Raw genomic sequence first — 15,656 nt, forward strand, 5'->3', positions numbered from 1 at the left:
TTTCGGGTGAGATCCCGTCAACGACGGCGAGACTCCTATACCTGATCACAGGCCCTACCCACCCAGAAATACCGCGGTTTCGACCCCACGCCCCACCATTCGGCGGTAGGAAGGGCATGCGTATCAGTACGCATACGTGCACCGCCCGTCACGCAGGGTTACGCAGGCGCGGGACAGGTCGGCCACGTCGAAAGTCCGCCCGCCGTCGAGTGCACGCGTCGAAGCACGCGTTGGTACGTCGATACGCAGAGTGCAGAGGAGTGCCCCGGTGAGCCAGCCGGAGATGCAGCCCGAGGGAGCGCCCCGCAACGAGCCCGGTGCGCCGGGTTCGGCCGTTCCACCCGGCTCGGGCCCGGAGACGAGCTCAGGCCCCGGCCCGGGTCCGGGTTCCGGTGCGCGGGGCGGGGATCTGACCGGGCAGCCGTTCCCGCTCGGCGACTGGGGTGAACCCGCGGAACGCCTCGACGAGCTGTACCGGTATGTCGAGGCCGACGCGCTGCGCACCGCCGGCTGGTACCTGGCCGACCGGGTGTGGAAGCGACGCGGCGCCAGGGCGCTGCGGATCGGCACGGCGGCCGGGGTGGTCGCGGGTGCCGCGCTGCCGCTCCTCGATCTGACGGGGGCACTGGACGGCGCGGCCGGCTGGGGCTACCTGTCGCTGTTGCTGGGCGCCGCGTGCATGGCCTGCGATCGGTTCTTCGGCCTGACCTCAGGCTGGATAAGGAACCTCGCCACGGCCCAGGCCGTGCAGCGACGGCTCCAGGTGCTGCAGTTCGACTGGGCGTCGGAGTGTGTACGGGAGGTGCTCGGGCCGACCGAGGGGACGGCGAGCGAGGCGGCGGAGCGGTGCCTCGGGGTGCTGCGACGGTTCTCGGAGGACATCACGGAGCTCGTGCGGTCCGAGACCGCGGACTGGATGGTCGAGTTCCGGGCCGGTCCGGCGCCGATAGGGATGCAGGCACTGGTGTCCGGCAGCGGGGTCGGGGGGCGTACGGAGCATTGGGCGCCGCCGGGGCGGTTCCCGCTCCAGTCGATGACCCGCCCGAACATGCCGCGGCAGCGGCCCCCGGAGCCACCGCGCTGATCGGTGACCGGCGATCGGTGGCTCCGGGCGGGCTGGTGACTTCCGGGACGGGGGCCCGGCCGTCGCGTCAGCTGAAGATGATCATTGAGCCTTGGGCGAGACTTCGGGTCACCGCCGCGTGCAGGCCCAGCCAGACGTGCCGTTCCCGGGCGAACGGACTGTCGTCGTACGGAATCGGGCTCGCCGGCTCCTCCAGTGAGGTCGGTGCGACGGGCGGTGCGGGGGCGGCCGGCGGGTTCGCCGGGTCGATGCCGATGGAGGGGGCGACGAACTCCAGCTCGCGCAGCAGCCCGTGTGCCGAGCCCAGCGGGCCGCCACCCTCCAGCAGTTCGTCGTTGGTGAGCGGGGAGGGGAAGTCCACGGGGACGTAGGCCCCCGCGTGGTCGTAGTGCCACACCAGATGGGACTGCTGCGCCGTCGGCTCGAACATCTCCAGCAGCTGCTCGTAGTCCCCGCCCAGTTCGTCGACGGGTGTGACGGCGAGGCCGCTCAGCTGGAGCAGATAGGCGCGACGCAGGAAGTGCAGGGCGTCGTAGTCGAAGCCCGCCACTGGGGCCACGTCGCCGGTCAGGCCCGGCATGTAGGCGTAGACGGGTACGGCCGGCAGTCCGGCGTCGCCCAGCGCCTTGTCGTAGATGGCTATCTCTTCGGCGAACGGGTTGTCGGGGCTGTGGCACAGCACATCGACGAGGGGGACCAGCCACAGGTCACAGGCCACGGAGTCTCGCTCTCCAACGGGTTCTCGCAAGGGTGCGTGCGATGGTCGGGACAGCGTAATGCGATCGGCACGTTGCGCACAGTGGTCCCTCGTCACCGGCTCGGGAACACCTTGCTGCCGGGGCCGGCCGTCTCTACGGCGCCTTCGGGTTCCCGCCGTGTCCCGGGTGCGCCGGGTCCCCGGCCGCGAGCCGGTCCGCCCACATCAGCGCGTGGGCGTTGTAGTCGTCGATCACCGCACGAACCGCGTCGTGCTCGCCCAGCGTGACGGCCGCGACCAGGGCGGGATGGCCGTTCCAGAGCCAGTCCCGTACGTCGACGTCGCTGCGCAGGTACGGCACGGCGAACACCCAGCACTGGACGCGCAGCCGGTGCAGGAAGTCGGTGATGTACGGGTTGCCGACGAGCGCGCCGAGCTCACGCCAGAAACGCAGGTCGTAGCCGATCAGGATGTCGAGGTCACCGCCGCGCGCCGCCCGCGCGGCCTCATCGGCTCTTCGCCGCACCGAGACCAGGCACTCGCGGTACTTCGCCGCCTGCGCGCGCGAAGGCGGTGGTCCGGAGAAGATGTCGCGGATGACTCCGTCCATGACCAGGGTGCGGGCCTCGACCATCGCCCGGTAGTCGGCCACGGTGAACTCGTGCACCCGGAATCCGCGGTGCTGATCGGATTCGAGCAGGCCCTGTGCCGAGAGGTCGAAGAGCGCCTCGCGCACGGGCGTCGCGGAGACCCCGTACTGCTCGGCGATCTGCTTGACGGTGAACTCCCGCCCCTGCTGCATACGCCCGGCGAGCACCTCGTCACGCAGCGCGTCCGCGATCTGCTGCCGCAGCGTACTGCGGGTCACAGTTCCGCCCGCGCCCATGGCGACCCTCCCTCTTCGGCTGCGGCCACCTTAAGCCAGGGCCGGTGTGCCCGGTTCCGGGCAGGGGGAGGGGCGCCATGCGGGACGCGCGCGGACGCGTCGGACGGATACGTCAGACGGTGTGCTCGTCCGCGACCGACAGGGCCACGTCCAGTGCCGCCAGTCCCTCCTTGGCCTCCGCCTCCGTGACGTTGCAGGCCGGAACGGCGTGGGTGCGGTTCATGTTGATGAAGGGCCACAGGCCGTTCTTCTTGCACGCGGCGCCGAAGGCCGCCATCGGAGCGTTGGCCTCGCCCGACGCGTTGTACGGAACCAGCGGCTCGCGGGTCTCCCTGTCACGGACCAGTTCCAGCGCCCAGAACGCGCCGAGGCCGCGTACCTCGCCGACCGACGGGTGGCGCTCGGCGAGCTCGCGCAGGCCGGGCCCGAGGACCGTCTCGCCGATGTGGGCCGCGTGCTCGACGACCTTCTCGTCCTCCATCACACCGATGGTGGCGACGGCGGCGGCACAGGCCAGCGGGTGACCGGAGTAGGTGAGTCCACCCGGGTAGGGGCGGGTCTCGAAGGTGGCGGCGATCTCGGCGGAGACGGCGACGCCGCCGAGCGGCACATAACCCGAGTTGACGCCCTTGGCGAAGGTCATCAGGTCGGGTGTGACGTCGAAGTGCTCGGCGGCGAACCACTTGCCGGTGCGCCCGAATCCGGCCATCACCTCGTCGAGGACGAAGACGATGCCGTACCGGTCGCAGATCTCGCGGACACCGGCGAGGTAGCCGGGCGGCGGCGTCATGATCCCGGCCGTGCCGGGGATCGTCTCCAGGATGATCGCGGCGATGGTGGCGGGGCCCTCGAAGGCGAGGGTGTCCTCGAGGTGCTGGAGGGCGCGGGCGCACTCCTCGGCCTCGGTCTCGGCGTGGAACGGCGAGCGGTACAGGAACGGGGCCCAGAACCGGACGACGCCCGCCGAACCGTTGTCGGACGGCCAGCGGCGCGGGTCGCCGGTCAGGTTGATGGCCGTCGAGGTGGCGCCGTGGTACGAGCGGTAGGCGGAGAGCACCTTCGTACGGCCGGTGTGCAGCCGGGCCATCCGGACGGCGTTCTCGACGGCCTCGGCACCGCCGTTGGTGAAGAAGATCTTGTCCAGGTCGCCGGGGGTCCGCTCGGCGATGAGGCGTGCGGCCTCGGAGCGGGCCTCGATCGCGAACGCGGGGGCGAAGGTGGCGAGCTTGCCCGCCTGCTCCTGGATCGCGGCGACGACGGTGGGGTGCTGGTAGCCGATGTTGGTGAAGACGAGGCCGCTGGTGAAGTCCAGGTAGCGGTTGCCGTCGTAGTCCCAGAAGTACGCCCCCTCGGCGCCGGCGACGGCGAGCGGGTCGATCAGGCCCTGGGCGGACCAGGAGTGGAACACGTGCGCACGATCGGCGGCCTTCACGGCCGCACCGGCCGCGGAGTCGACCTGCGGAGCGTGGGATCCATGGGAGGCATGAGGGGTCATGCGGCGAGCGTAGGTCGTGCGGTGAGCGGCTCGACATGGCCATCTTGTATGGCGTGGGGCGGTTTGGTGGGCAGGGTGTCGGGTCGGCGGCTCGCGGTGTCCCGGCCCGGTCCTCCGCCGGACGCTATTCTCGTGCCGCATCGGCGGTGTGTCGCCGGAGGGGGAAGGACTGCACACCATGGACGAGCTCGGCTCCGGGGATCCGCAACGCATCGGCGCATACCGCCTGCTGGGGCGGCTGGGCGCGGGCGGCATGGGGCAGGTCTATCTGGCCCGCTCCGATCGCGGCCGTACGGTCGCGATCAAGCTCGTACGCAGGGAGCTCGCCGAACAACAGGAGTTCCGCGACCGCTTCCGTCAGGAGGTGCGGGCCGCCCGCCGGGTCGGGTCGGCCTGGACGGCCCCGGTGCTCGACGCCGACACCGAGGCCGCGGTGCCGTGGGTCGCGACCGGGTACGTCGCCGGGCCTTCCCTCCAGGCCACCGTCTCCGGTCGCGTGGGCGCCACGGCGCCCCCGGGCCCGGGGGCGTACGGTCCGCTGCCCGAGCGTTCGGTCCGCATCCTGGGTGCCGGGCTGGCCCACGCACTCCGGTCCATCCACTCCGCCGGCCTCATCCACCGGGACCTGAAGCCGTCCAACATCCTGCTGACGATCGACGGTCCCCGGGTCATCGACTTCGGTATAGCCCGGGCGCTCGACACCGTCACCGACGCGGGTCTCACCCGCACCGGCTCGCTGATCGGATCGCCTGGGTTCATGGCGCCGGAGCAGGTACGGGGTGAGCGGGTGACCGCGGCGTGCGATGTGTTCTGCCTCGGCTCGGTGCTGGCGTACGCGTCGACGGGGCGGCTTCCGTTCAGTGGAGCGGACAACGAGGTCCATGCCCTCCTCTTCCGGATCGCACAGGAGGAGCCGGACCTGACCGGGGTCCCGGTGGACCTGGTCGACCTGGTCCGGGACTGCCTCCGCAAGGACCCGGCCGACCGGCCGACCACGGACGCGATCCTGGAACGGCTGGTGGAGGGCGAGACGGCCGAACCGTGGCTGCCGGGCGCACTGATCGCCCAACTGGGGCGCCATGCGGTGGAGTTGCTGGACTCGGAGGACCCGGAGGAGTCGGCGGCCGCGGGACCGCAGGACGCGGTGCCACCCGCGGGCGATCCACAGCCTCCGCCGGCCCGGTCGCCCGGCGCGGTCCACGCGCTCCCCACGGTGATCGGCACCCAGCCCCCCGCGCCGGCCCCGGCCCCGCACGCGATCCCTGGGTTCGGACCGCCACCCGGGCCCATGCCGCCCGGCCATCCCGCCCCCGGGTACGGCTACCCGCAGCTGCCCGCCCAACCGCATCCCGGTCAGGGCTACGGCTATCCGCAGCAGCACCCGGGCTTCGGCCCCACGCCCCCGTACGGCCCGCTCCACCCCACCGGCGCCCAGCCCGCGCCGACGCGACGCAGCACGGGGTCGACCATCGCGCTCGTCGCGGTCGCGGTGCTCGTCGCGATCGGCGCCGGCGGCTCGGTGTACGCGCTCATGAGCGACGACGGCAAGAAGCCCGCCGCGTCGCCCACCGCATCCCCCTCCGCCTCGTCCGACCCGTCGGACTCCCCCACCCCCGACGGCTCCCCGTCCTCCACCGGCCCGTCCCCCGGCGACGAGTCGAAGGACGGCGACGGCCCCATCCCCGAGGCCTACCTCGGCACCTGGTCCGGCACCATCGACAACGCCGCGGGCCACTCCACCCGCGAACTCGTCATCCAGCAGGGCAAGGTGGGCCAGGCCGTCCTCACCCTCACCGCGGAGGGTCCCGTCGACAGCGGTGGCACCTACCGCTGCGTCTTCCAGGCGGACCTGACCTCCGAGCCCTCCCCCGACGGACCGATCCACATCGGTCCTTCCACGGTGACGCTCGGCGAACCCATGTCGTCCTGCACCCCGGGCAAGGCCACCACACTCACCCTGCTCCCCGACGGCACCCTGCGCCGCGAGAACACGGAGACCGGCGAGCAGCTCACGTACACGAAGCGCGACTGACCCCCGTCGGACCGGGCCGAACTCCACCGCCTACGGCGCCTGGAGGTACTTCCGCCTCACGAAGTGCCCGGGCGACAGGGCCGGCTGCGGGGCGGGTGCCCGGCCCCGCGGTGCTGTCCGTAGGCGTGGCGCACCGGGGCCGACTGCGCGGCGGTCCTCACCCGGTCTCGGTGCCGTCCGCGACGTCCAGCGCGTGGAACGCCAGCCACAAGTCGTAGCGTGCGCTGGGGGTTTGGAGCAGCGAGCGTTGGAGCACGGCTTCGAGCCGTGTGAGGCGTTTGCGGATGCCCGGCACGGAGATACCCAAAGCGGCTGCGGTCGGCCCGAGTTGGGTCTCGCACTTCAGCCAGGTGCGCAGAGTGGTCTCGGCCGCCGCACCGGTCCCGGCGAGTGGGCGCAGCTGCTCGGCCGCCCACTGCCCGACGGCGGGACACCGCAGGATCTCGTCCAGCGCGCCGGCCGGCGCCGGCTCCGTGGGCCGGGCGGCGCGCGCGGGTACGGCCCGGATGCGCAGGGCCAGGTCGAGCGCCGCCTGATCGGCGACCCGGTGGAGGTCCAGGCCGAGCAGCTCGCCGATCAACCGCAGCCGTGCGGCCAGGGTGTTGCGGTGGATCTTCAGGTGCTGCGTCGCGTGCGACGAGAACGCCAGCCAGGAGGAAAGGGTTGCCGCGAGCTCCTGGCTGCCCGGGTCCTGGCTGCGTCGTGGCAGATGGGTGAGCAGCGGGGCCAGCAGGGTGTCCGCCCATTGCGCGCCCGCCTCGCCGACGACCAGGGCCGGTTCCGGTGCCGAGCCGAACCGGGCGTGCCGCGCGGGCATTCCGCGCGCCACGGCCAGGGCGTGGAACGCCTGCCGGTATCCGGTCGCCGTGTCGCTCAGCGGCACGTCCTCGCTCGCGCCCACGACACAGTCGTCCACCACGGCGGCGACGTCGAGGCCGAGTCGCGGATCGGCGCCGTCCGGCCCGGCGGGCACGATGAGGATCAGGTGGCGTGCGTACACCGGGCACCGCACGATCCAGGACCGTCCGCCGGAGATGTCCGCGCACACCCGCGCCACCTCGTCCCGTCGGCCGCCCGAGCACTGCACCACGCAGACCTGGACGGGGTCCGGCAGCGTGGGTTTCAGCGCGCCCGCCACCTGATGGGCGATGGAGAGCTGGCCGGTCATCAGCAGATGCAGCACCGCTTCCCGGCCGCGGGACTCGGCGAGGTCGACGCGGCGGCGCTTGCGTTCGACCGTCTCTGCTGCCCAGCACACGGTCAGGGGCATCGCCACGTCGGCGAGAAGCGTGGCCAGTCCGTCCGGCAGCGGCCGGCGGGCGACGACGGCGAGGATCGGTGCGGGGGCGTCGGGAGTGCCGTCGAGAGGAAGCAGCAGGGCCGTGTCCGGGCCCTTGTCGAGAGCGAAGGAGCGGCCGCGGAGGGCTGTCAGCTCCTTCACCCCCTCGGTGGCCAGCGCGAGGGCCGAGGCGCTCGAGAAGTCCGGGGTGCGGGCCACACCGCGCAGTACGGTGCCGTCACTGTCGAGCAGACCGGCCCAGCCGCCGGCCCGCCCCGACACCCAGCGCAGCAGCTCCGGTGAGCCGCCGGCGCGGGCCAGGCGGTGCATCCGCAGCACGTCGTCGGCACGTTCCCCTGCTCGCACCGGTCCCTCGCTCCTTCCTCGTCCCGCACCCCGCCGAAAAGCGGAGTGCAGCGTACCGGTTTGACTGTGCGAACTGATACCCCTGTAACGCCCACACAGTGCGAATTGAATCTCCCTGCCCGTCTACCCGCAGTCCTAGAGTCCGAACGTGTTCCGGGGGCCGTCGGGGGAACACGCGGCCGCCTCGGACCCGGGGGACGACGGGGAGGCGCGGCGGCAGCGACCCACGGGGGTGGTCGCTGTCGTCGGCCGCACCGGTCCTGGGCCGATTGTCAGTGGCACCGCCTAACGTCGGGTCGACACCTGGACCGACGGAGAAGGGCGCCCCGCCATGGAATTCCGTATCGATCGCAGTGCACTGACCGATGCCGTGGCCTGGGCGGCCCGCGTGCTGCCCACTCGCTCGCCCGTGCCGGTGCTCGGCGGGCTGCTGCTGGAGGCGGACAGCGGCCGGCTGCGGATCTCCGGCCTCGACTACGAGGCGTCCGCCTGCATCGAGGTCGAGGCGGAGACCGTGCGGGCCGGGCGGGTGCTGGTCATGGGGAGACGGCTGCTCGACGTGTGCCGCGTGCTGCCGGAAAGTCCGGTGGTGTGCGCGGTGGAGGGTTCACGGTTCTCGGTGACCGGCGGCGGCGCCCGGTTCGGGCTGTCGGTGCTGCCGCTGGACGACTATCCGGCGCTGCCGCCGCTGCCCGGGGTGCTCGGGGCGGTGGACTCGGAGGAGTTCGCCGCGGCCGTCGCCCATGTGGCGGTGGCCGCGGGTCGCGACGACACACTGCCGACCCTCACCGGGATCAGGGTCGGACTCGACGGCGACACGATGACGCTGGCCGCCACCGATCGGTACCGCTTCGCGGTGCGCACGCTCGCATGGAAGCCGGCGACGGCGGATGTCTCGGCCGATGTGGTGGTGTCGGCCCGGCGCCTGACGGAGATCGCCCGCTCATTCGGCCGCTCCGGCATGATCGACGTCGCCCTGGACGCCGGATCGGCCGGCTTCGAACTCGCCGGAATGCGCACCACGGTCCGGCTCCTGGACGGCCGGCTCCCCCGGCACGACAAGCTGTTCGCGATGGCGGACCCGACGACCGCGGTGACGGACCGGGCGCCCCTGGTCGAGGCGGTCAAGCGCGTCGCGGTGGTGGCGGACGGCGACAGCCCGCTCCAACTGGCCTTCTCCGGCGACTCGGTGCTGCTTCAGGCCGGGTACGAGGACGATGTCGCGTCCCAGCGGCTGCCTGCCGTCCTGGAGGGTGCCGACGAGCTGACGGTCGCGTTCAACCCCTCGTACCTCATGGACGCCCTGGCCTCGTTCGACGCACCGGTCGTCCAGTTCGCCCTGATGGGCCCCGGCCAACGCGCCATGATCACCGGCCGGACGGACGAGGAGAGCACGGCGTCCGACCAGGGCGCCGCACCTCGTCCGACGCACCGACACCTGTTGATGTCGGTGAAGCCGCTGGTCTGAGGCCGGCGAGGCAGCGCCCGGACTCGTGGAACCGGAACCTCCGGCGAACCCTCCCCGAAAACCGGAGCGGGGGCGTGTCCGGGCCGTGGCCGGACACGCCCCCGTCGGGCGGAGGGATCCACAGGCTGTGGATCGACAGGTCGATTCAGCGGCGGATCAGCAGCTCAGGTTCGAGCCGGGGGTGGTGCCGAGGATCTGTACGAAGGCCTGGTACCGGTCGATGCGGCTCTGGACCTGGGCGGGATTGCCGCCGTTGCACTCCAGCGAGCCGTTGATGGAGCGGATCGTCTCGCCGAAGCCGGCGCCGTTGACCATCGCGTTGTGGGCGGTCATGGTGCCCGGACCGTTCTGGGTGTTCCAGTACCAAAGACCCGTCTTCCAGGCCACGGACGCGTTCTGCTCGACCAGGTAAGGGTTGCCGAGCAGGTCGATGCCGAGCGCGTCGCCCGCTGCCTTGTAGTTGAAGTTCCAGCTGAGCTGGATCGGGCCGCGGCCGTAGTACGCGGACTGTCCGGCCGGGCAGCCGTACGGCTGGCCGGTGTCGCAGTAGTGCGGGTAGTTGGCCGTGTTCTGCTCGACCACGTACACCAGTCCGCCCGTCTCATGGCTCACGTTGGCGAGGAACGCCGCCGCCTCCTGACGCTTGACCGTGTCGCTTCCGGTGTTGGCGAAGCCCGGGTAGGCGCTCAGGGCCGCGGTCAGTCCGCTGTACGTGTAGAACGGGTTCCGGCTCGGGAACATCTGGTTGAACTGCGCCTCGCTGACGACGAATCCCGACGGGGTGCCCGGATCCGTTCCGCCACCGCAGCTGCCCTGGTCCGCCCAGACGTCGGAACTGCCCGGCCGCTCGTTCTGGGTCCACCACTTCGCGGTCCAGTTGTGCCCGTTGTACGAGGCCGCTCCGCCGCCCGTGTAGACGGACGAGGCGTTCCAGGGCGCCGCGCACGCGGCCGCCGACGCGGTGGAGGCGGGGAGGACGACGAGCATCGCGACGACCGCGCCCAGCGTGGCCAGCATGCCCATGACACGTCGCATCATGTGATCACTCCTTCGGCGCGGTGCACCGAACTCGTCGGTGCACCGCCATGGGGGGTGACCGTCACTCAAGCGTCGCTGGTCTGTACCTGTCAAGGTCTAGACCAGCGCGTGAAATCTTTCCTAAGACGCGCCACAGAGCGCGTCCGCAGCGAATGCGCCGCGCCGGGACGGCCCTCAACAGGAGTAATTCCGGAAGGAGTTCATCCGGATCAAGGGGCGGACAGGCGGTCGGACCCGAACGAAAAACCTCCGGTTCCGTCCAGCATGCGGAACGACGGACCGGCCGGCCCGCCGGACCCGGCCGCTGCGCGAACGGCAGGCGAACGTCAGCCGAAAGGATCCGGCCGACCGCCCCGACTCCCGTACCGCGCACATACGGTGACCGGACCGGGGACCGGTGGTGCCCGCATGCACGCGTTCGACGAGGGGAGCGCGAGGAAGCCCGTGGAGTGGTTCAGCGCCGAGAACATCGTGGCCGTGTGCACCGCCGTGCTGGGTGTCCTGGCCTCCGTCGGAGTGCTCTGGTACGAGCGCCGCGTCCCCCGCCGCAAGCGCATCGGCTACCGGGTCCAGATGGACACCCCGATCGGCAGCGACGTCAGCGAGGGCCGGGCCAATGTCCGGCTCGGGCTCTTCAGCGAGACCCCCGACATGGCCGATGCCACGCTCGTCCTGCTGCGCGTCGAGAACGACGGCTCACAGTCCATCGCCGACAACGACTACACGGGTCGTGAACTGCACGGACTGACCGTGGAGTTCACCGGCCGCACCGTACGCGGCATCGCAGTCACCCAGGCACCCGGCGCCGACCATCTGATGGAGCACTTCACCCCGGCGGGCGGGATGCGCAACAGCGGCCGGCTCATCCGGCTGCCGCGCGTCCCCCTCAACCGGGGCGAGCACTTCAAGCTGCTGGTGCTGCTCACCGGCTCGCACGTGGGAAGCCCCATCAGGATCACCGGCGGCATCCGGGACGGCGAGGTGACACCGAACACCGCCGCCCGCCCCGACGACAAGCCCCCGATGTTCGGCCGGGCCGCCCGGCTCATCACCGTGGCACTGACCGTCTGCGTCATCACCCTTGCCTCGATCATCCTGGTCCGCGACGACACCCCGCCCCCGATCGGCTGCGCCCGGGGCACCCTGACGGTGACCGGCTCCACCGCCTTCGAACCGGTCGTGCGGGAACTGGCGCGGAAGTACGAGAAGGAGTGCGAGGGGTCCACCGTCACCGTCGACGCGCACGGCAGCAACGCGGGGATACGGGAGCTCGCCGACCGGGGCGCCGATGCCGGGAGGTCCGGCTCCCCCGCACTGATCGCCCTCTCCGACGGCCCGAAACCGGACGGCTATCCGCAGCTGCGCGAGAACAGGGTCGCGGTCTCGCTCTTCCGCCTGGTCGTCAACGACCGGGTGCCCGTCAAGAACCTCTCCCTGGCCACCGTCCGGAAGATCTACCGGGGCGACATCCGCAACTGGAAGGTGCTCGGCGGACCCGACCTGCCCGTACTCCTGGTCAGCAGGGACGCCAACTCCGGCACCCGCGAGGTCTTCCAGCGTCGCGTCCTCGGCCACAACGAACCCGCCCAGTCGTCCCGCGACTGTGCCACCAAGGACGACGCCGCGGCCCGGGTCATCCGCTGCGAACTCGACTCCACCGACCAGGTCCTGGCCACCGTCGGCCGGCTCGACGGCGCGATCGGCTACAGCGAACTGCGCGCCGGAACCGCCCTGAAGGGGGCGCACCAGCTCGCCATCGACTCCACCGTCCCGTCCGTCGACACGATCGGCTCCAGCAGCTACCCGTACCGGGAGATCGAGTACGCCTACACGTACGGCCAGCCACCCGCCGACTCGCTGACCTCCAGCTTCCTTGGCTATCTGAGCCGCGGCAACGGCCAGGACGTCATCCGTACACACGGACATCTGCCGTGCGCGACGCCGAAGGGGCTGCGGATCTGCGGGGAGGAGTGAAAGCGCGGAGGGGGGCCGGGGCGACAGCCGCCCCGGCCCCCCTCCGCGTTGTCCCTTCCTACAGGAACGAGTTGATCTCGATCGTCTCGGTACGGCCGGGGCCGACACCGATCGCGGAGATCGGGGCGCCGGACATGTCCTCCAGCGCCTTCACGTACGCCTGCGCGTTCTTCGGCAGATCGCCGAAGGTCTTGGCCTTCGTGATGTCCTCGGACCAGCCCGGCAGCATCTCGTAGACCGGCTTCGCGTGGTGGAAGTCGGTCTGGCTGTACGGGAGTTCCTCGACCCGCTTGCCGTCGATCTCGTACGCGACGCACACCGGGATCTGCTCCCAGCCGGTCAGCACGTCCAGCTTGGTGAGGAAGAAGTCGGTGAGACCGTTGACCCGGGTCGCGTACCGAGCGATCACCGCGTCGAACCAGCCGCAGCGGCGGTCACGGCCGGTGGTGACACCGCGCTCGCCACCGATCCGGCGCAGTGCCTCGCCGTCCTCGTCGAGCAGCTCCGTCGGGAACGGGCCGGCGCCGACGCGCGTGGTGTACGCCTTGAGGATGCCGATGACCCGGCTGATCTTCGTCGGGCCCACGCCGGAACCGGTGCAGGCGCCGCCCGCGGTCGGGTTCGAGGAGGTGACGAAGGGGTACGTGCCGTGGTCGACGTCGAGCAGCGTGCCCTGACCGCCCTCGAAGAGGACGACCTTGCCCGCGTCGATGGCGTCGTTCAGGATCAGCGTGGTGTCGGCGACGTACGGCTTGATCTGATCCGCGTACTGGAGCATCTCCTCGACGATCTTCCCGGCCTCGATGGCGCGCCGGTTGAAGACCTTGGCGAGGAGCTGGTTCTTCTGCTCCAGCGCTGCTTCGACCTTCTGCTCCAGGATCGACTCGTCGTAGAGGTCCTGGACGCGGATGCCGACCCGGTTGATCTTGTCGGCGTACGTCGGGCCGATGCCGCGGCCGGTCGTGCCGATCTTGCGCTTCCCGAGGAACCGTTCCGTCACCTTGTCGATCGTGACGTTGTACGGGGTGATCAAATGGGCGTTACCGCTGATCAGCAGCTTGGACGTGTCCACGCCGCGGTCGTTCAGCCCACTCAGCTCGGAGAGCAGGACGGCCGGGTCGACGACGACACCGTTACCGATGACCGGGGTACACCCCGGTGAAAGGATTCCGGAGGGGAGGAGATGAAGTGCGTACTTCTGGTCACCGACGACCACCGTGTGGCCGGCATTGTTGCCGCCCTGGTAACGCACCACATAGTCCACGGATCCACCGAGGAGGTCGGTGGCCTTTCCCTTGCCCTCGTCACCCCACTGAGCACCGAGCAGCACAAGTGCGGGCACAGGCGTACACCCCTTCCGGGCGGGGCATGTCCAAGGTCAGGGGGCGTACGTAAACGTCGTACACGCCGTACGACGATGTACGACGAAGCCTGAACCGTCGAACCGGGTGCCCCGGAATAGACGAAGCCCCTGGCGCAATAGCGCAAGGGGCTCTTGCACCAAGATGCTACCCGAGGAAGGACCGAGGTGTCGGCTGCCCAGCCCCCCGGCAACGGTGCGCACCAACTGCTGGTGGTGATCGACCCGGTCGCCCGCCGGACCGACGGCGAGTCCGTCCGTATCGCGAAGGACGTGCTGAGCGCGGGCTCGCACGCGAAAATCTGCCTCCCGGACGGGCCGGAGGAATTCGCGCGGGCCTTGTCCCGCCGGGGCAGTCGGCGTCCGGTGGTCGTCGGCGACGACCGGACACTGCTGCGCGCCGTGACGCTGCTGCACCGGGACAGGGAGCTGGCCGGTGAGGCGCTCGCGCTCGTTCCGGTGGGCTCGGAGGCAATGCTGGAACTCGCGCGTTCGCTCGGCGTGCCGATGGGCTCGGTGGCCGCGGCACGTGCCGCTCTGGACGGTGCCGTACACCGCCTCGACCTGCTGGCCGACGACAGCGACGGCGTCGTCCTGGGCGCCCTGCGCATCCCCGCCCCGCCCGCCGCGCCGGGCTCTGCGGCCGCGCACACGGGCGTCACGGCGGTCTGGGACACCTGCCGCTCCCTGGTGCGCACCCTGGTGCGTCCCGCCCCGCCCACCACACCCGCCGCACCTCGCACCCACCGACTGCGGGTCGAGACGGACGGGGTGGTGCTGAACGATCTGGACAGCCCGGTCGAATCGGTGACGGTGACCTCGCAGGGCGGCGGCGGAGGTCTCGCGGACGTGGTCGTCCACACCGCGAGGGGAGAAGCGCTGACGGCGGAGGCCAAGGCGGTCACGGTCTCCGGCGCGGACTTCCGCTACCGGGCGGACACCCAGGTCGCCGGCCCGGTCCGGACGCGGACCTGGACGGTGCGGGCGGGCGCGTGGGGGCTGATGCTTCCGGTGGCCGAGGGGTAGCTCCACGGTCGGGGGCCGACCGTGCGCGGGCGCGGGAACGGGCGCACTCTGGTAACAGGTCCCGGAGGTGATGGTCATGATGAAGACCGCTGTCGGATGGCACATCGAGCTGGAATTCGAGGAAGACAACCACCGCACCCGCGCCGCCGCTCTCGTACGGCTCCCTGATGGCAACGAGGTACGCGCGCACGGATACGCCAGCCGCCACCCTTCCGACACCCAGCAGCCGAGAGTCGGCGAGGAGATCGCAGGAGCCAGAGCGATGAACGAGCTCGCGATGAACCTCCTGACCAAGGCGCACGACGAGATCGACGAGGCGTCCGGCCGGACGTCGCACCCGCTGGCCTGAGCCGGCCCAGCGCTCAGGGGGCGGCGCTCCGTCCCCAGCCGTTCCGTTACGGGAGGTCGAACTTCTTGCGGTAATCGCGCCAGCGGTCCATCAGGCCGACCAGCTCCGTCTGCAGGAACTCGAAGAACTCCGCCGTCTCCGTGAGCCGCGCACCGGCAGGCGTGTCCTGGCCAAGGGTGCGCGCGCCTTCCCTGAGGGTGCGCTCCCAGCGGGTCAGGACCTGGTCGCGACTGGCGAAGGTGGCGTACCAGATCTCGTTGTGCAGACGGTAGCGGTCCCGGCGGGAGCCGGGGTCGCGCTCCCGGCCGACCATGCTGACCTGGGTGAGGTAGTTGATCGCCCCGGATACCGCCGCCGGGCTGATCTGCAGCTGCTCGCTGAGCTCCGCCGAGGTCATGGAGCCGTCGTCGTCCGCCAGCAGCGCGGCGAAGACGCGGGACGCCATCCGCTGCATGCCCGCCTCGGTCATCTCGGCCGCGAAGCGCTCCACGAACCGTGACACGGCCTCCTCGTCGCGGCCCTGCTCGGGCTCGCGCCCGGGTTCGCGCCCACGCCCGACTGCGCCGGTTTCGCTACTCATCGCCCCATCGTCTCCCCTGGAA

Annotated in this window: 13 protein-coding genes; 6 read left to right on the forward strand and 7 right to left on the reverse strand. The window is 71.1% G+C overall.

The window, feature by feature from the left end; translation table 11 throughout:
- The first annotated feature begins 268 nt into the window (after positions 1 to 268).
- Entirely contained in the window at positions 269 to 1,084 is an 816-nt protein-coding gene (locus tag OG963_RS22080) for an SLATT domain-containing protein (RefSeq protein WP_093773517.1), read from the forward strand.
- A gap of 67 nt (positions 1,085 to 1,151) precedes the next feature.
- Here the strand turns inward: OG963_RS22080 and OG963_RS22085 are convergent, their stop codons facing one another.
- The 3 genes from OG963_RS22085 to OG963_RS22095 form a co-directional block, all read right to left on the reverse strand.
- Positions 1,152 to 1,802: a hypothetical protein gene (locus OG963_RS22085; protein ID WP_093773519.1), complete on the reverse strand. Its 651-nt coding sequence runs from the start codon at positions 1,800 to 1,802 to the stop codon at positions 1,152 to 1,154.
- A gap of 133 nt (positions 1,803 to 1,935) precedes the next feature.
- Entirely contained in the window at positions 1,936 to 2,667 is a 732-nt protein-coding gene (locus OG963_RS22090) for a GntR family transcriptional regulator (RefSeq protein ID WP_030929384.1), read from the reverse strand.
- Between the two features lie 112 nt (positions 2,668 to 2,779).
- Positions 2,780 to 4,162, reverse strand: coding sequence for an aspartate aminotransferase family protein (locus OG963_RS22095; protein ID WP_093773521.1), 1,383 nt, complete (start codon positions 4,160 to 4,162; stop codon positions 2,780 to 2,782).
- Positions 4,163 to 4,340: 178 nt separating this feature from the next.
- Here OG963_RS22095 and OG963_RS22100 point away from each other — a divergent pair, with 178 nt between their 5' ends.
- Complete coding sequence (locus OG963_RS22100; RefSeq protein ID WP_093773523.1) at positions 4,341 to 6,194, forward strand: serine/threonine-protein kinase; 1,854 nt, start codon at positions 4,341 to 4,343, stop codon at positions 6,192 to 6,194.
- A 157-nt stretch (positions 6,195 to 6,351) separates the two neighbouring features.
- Here OG963_RS22100 and OG963_RS22105 read toward each other — a convergent pair whose 3' ends face one another.
- Positions 6,352 to 7,803, reverse strand: a complete 1,452-nt coding sequence (locus OG963_RS22105) for a helix-turn-helix domain-containing protein (RefSeq protein ID WP_319328172.1) — start codon at positions 7,801 to 7,803, stop codon at positions 6,352 to 6,354.
- 367 nt (positions 7,804 to 8,170) lie between these two features.
- On the opposite strand from OG963_RS22105, the gene dnaN reads away from it, so the two are divergent.
- Positions 8,171 to 9,307, forward strand: a complete 1,137-nt coding sequence (gene dnaN, locus OG963_RS22110; protein WP_371799370.1) for a DNA polymerase III subunit beta — start codon at positions 8,171 to 8,173, stop codon at positions 9,305 to 9,307.
- Positions 9,308 to 9,463: 156 nt separating this feature from the next.
- Here dnaN and OG963_RS22115 read toward each other — a convergent pair whose 3' ends face one another.
- Entirely contained in the window at positions 9,464 to 10,345 is an 882-nt protein-coding gene (locus tag OG963_RS22115; protein ID WP_030929368.1) for a glycoside hydrolase family 19 protein, read from the reverse strand.
- A gap of 444 nt (positions 10,346 to 10,789) precedes the next feature.
- Between OG963_RS22115 and OG963_RS22120 the strand changes: the two genes are divergently transcribed.
- Positions 10,790 to 12,319 (forward strand): substrate-binding domain-containing protein, encoded by a 1,530-nt coding sequence (locus tag OG963_RS22120; RefSeq protein ID WP_371800316.1) that lies wholly within the window; start codon positions 10,790 to 10,792, stop codon positions 12,317 to 12,319.
- 58 nt (positions 12,320 to 12,377) lie between these two features.
- On the opposite strand, the gene OG963_RS22125 is transcribed toward OG963_RS22120, so the two are convergent.
- The gene (locus OG963_RS22125; protein WP_030929363.1) at positions 12,378 to 13,661 is read right to left on the reverse strand and encodes an adenylosuccinate synthase; all 1,284 of its coding nucleotides are present in this window, start codon (positions 13,659 to 13,661) and stop codon (positions 12,378 to 12,380) included.
- Between the two features lie 186 nt (positions 13,662 to 13,847).
- On the opposite strand from OG963_RS22125, the gene OG963_RS22130 reads away from it, so the two are divergent.
- Positions 13,848 to 14,705 (forward strand): diacylglycerol kinase, encoded by an 858-nt coding sequence (locus tag OG963_RS22130; protein WP_093773531.1) that lies wholly within the window; start codon positions 13,848 to 13,850, stop codon positions 14,703 to 14,705.
- A gap of 76 nt (positions 14,706 to 14,781) precedes the next feature.
- Positions 14,782 to 15,054: a DUF1876 domain-containing protein gene (locus OG963_RS22135; protein ID WP_030929356.1), complete on the forward strand. Its 273-nt coding sequence runs from the start codon at positions 14,782 to 14,784 to the stop codon at positions 15,052 to 15,054.
- Between the two features lie 46 nt (positions 15,055 to 15,100).
- Here the strand turns inward: OG963_RS22135 and OG963_RS22140 are convergent, their stop codons facing one another.
- Complete coding sequence (locus OG963_RS22140) at positions 15,101 to 15,634, reverse strand: GbsR/MarR family transcriptional regulator (protein ID WP_030929353.1); 534 nt, start codon at positions 15,632 to 15,634, stop codon at positions 15,101 to 15,103.
- Positions 15,635 to 15,656: the final 22 nt, after the last annotated feature.

The sequence above is a fragment of the Streptomyces sp. NBC_01707 genome, assembly GCF_041438805.1.
GTDB lineage: Bacteria > Actinomycetota > Actinomycetes > Streptomycetales > Streptomycetaceae > Streptomyces.

Coding starts and splice junctions, on each gene's coding strand:
- OG963_RS22090 (WP_030929384.1), bottom strand. CDS start 2,667: ATGGGCGCGGGCGGAACTGTGACCCGCAGTACGCTGCGGCAGCAGATC.
- OG963_RS22095 (WP_093773521.1), bottom strand. CDS start 4,162: ATGACCCCTCATGCCTCCCATGGATCCCACGCTCCGCAGGTCGACTCC.
- OG963_RS22100 (WP_093773523.1), top strand. CDS start 4,341: ATGGACGAGCTCGGCTCCGGGGATCCGCAACGCATCGGCGCATACCGC.
- OG963_RS22105 (WP_319328172.1), bottom strand. CDS start 7,803: ATGCACCGCCTGGCCCGCGCCGGCGGCTCACCGGAGCTGCTGCGCTGG.
- dnaN (WP_371799370.1), top strand. CDS start 8,171: ATGGAATTCCGTATCGATCGCAGTGCACTGACCGATGCCGTGGCCTGG.
- OG963_RS22115 (WP_030929368.1), bottom strand. CDS start 10,345: ATGATGCGACGTGTCATGGGCATGCTGGCCACGCTGGGCGCGGTCGTC.
- OG963_RS22135 (WP_030929356.1), top strand. CDS start 14,782: ATGATGAAGACCGCTGTCGGATGGCACATCGAGCTGGAATTCGAGGAA.
- OG963_RS22140 (WP_030929353.1), bottom strand. CDS start 15,634: ATGAGTAGCGAAACCGGCGCAGTCGGGCGTGGGCGCGAACCCGGGCGC.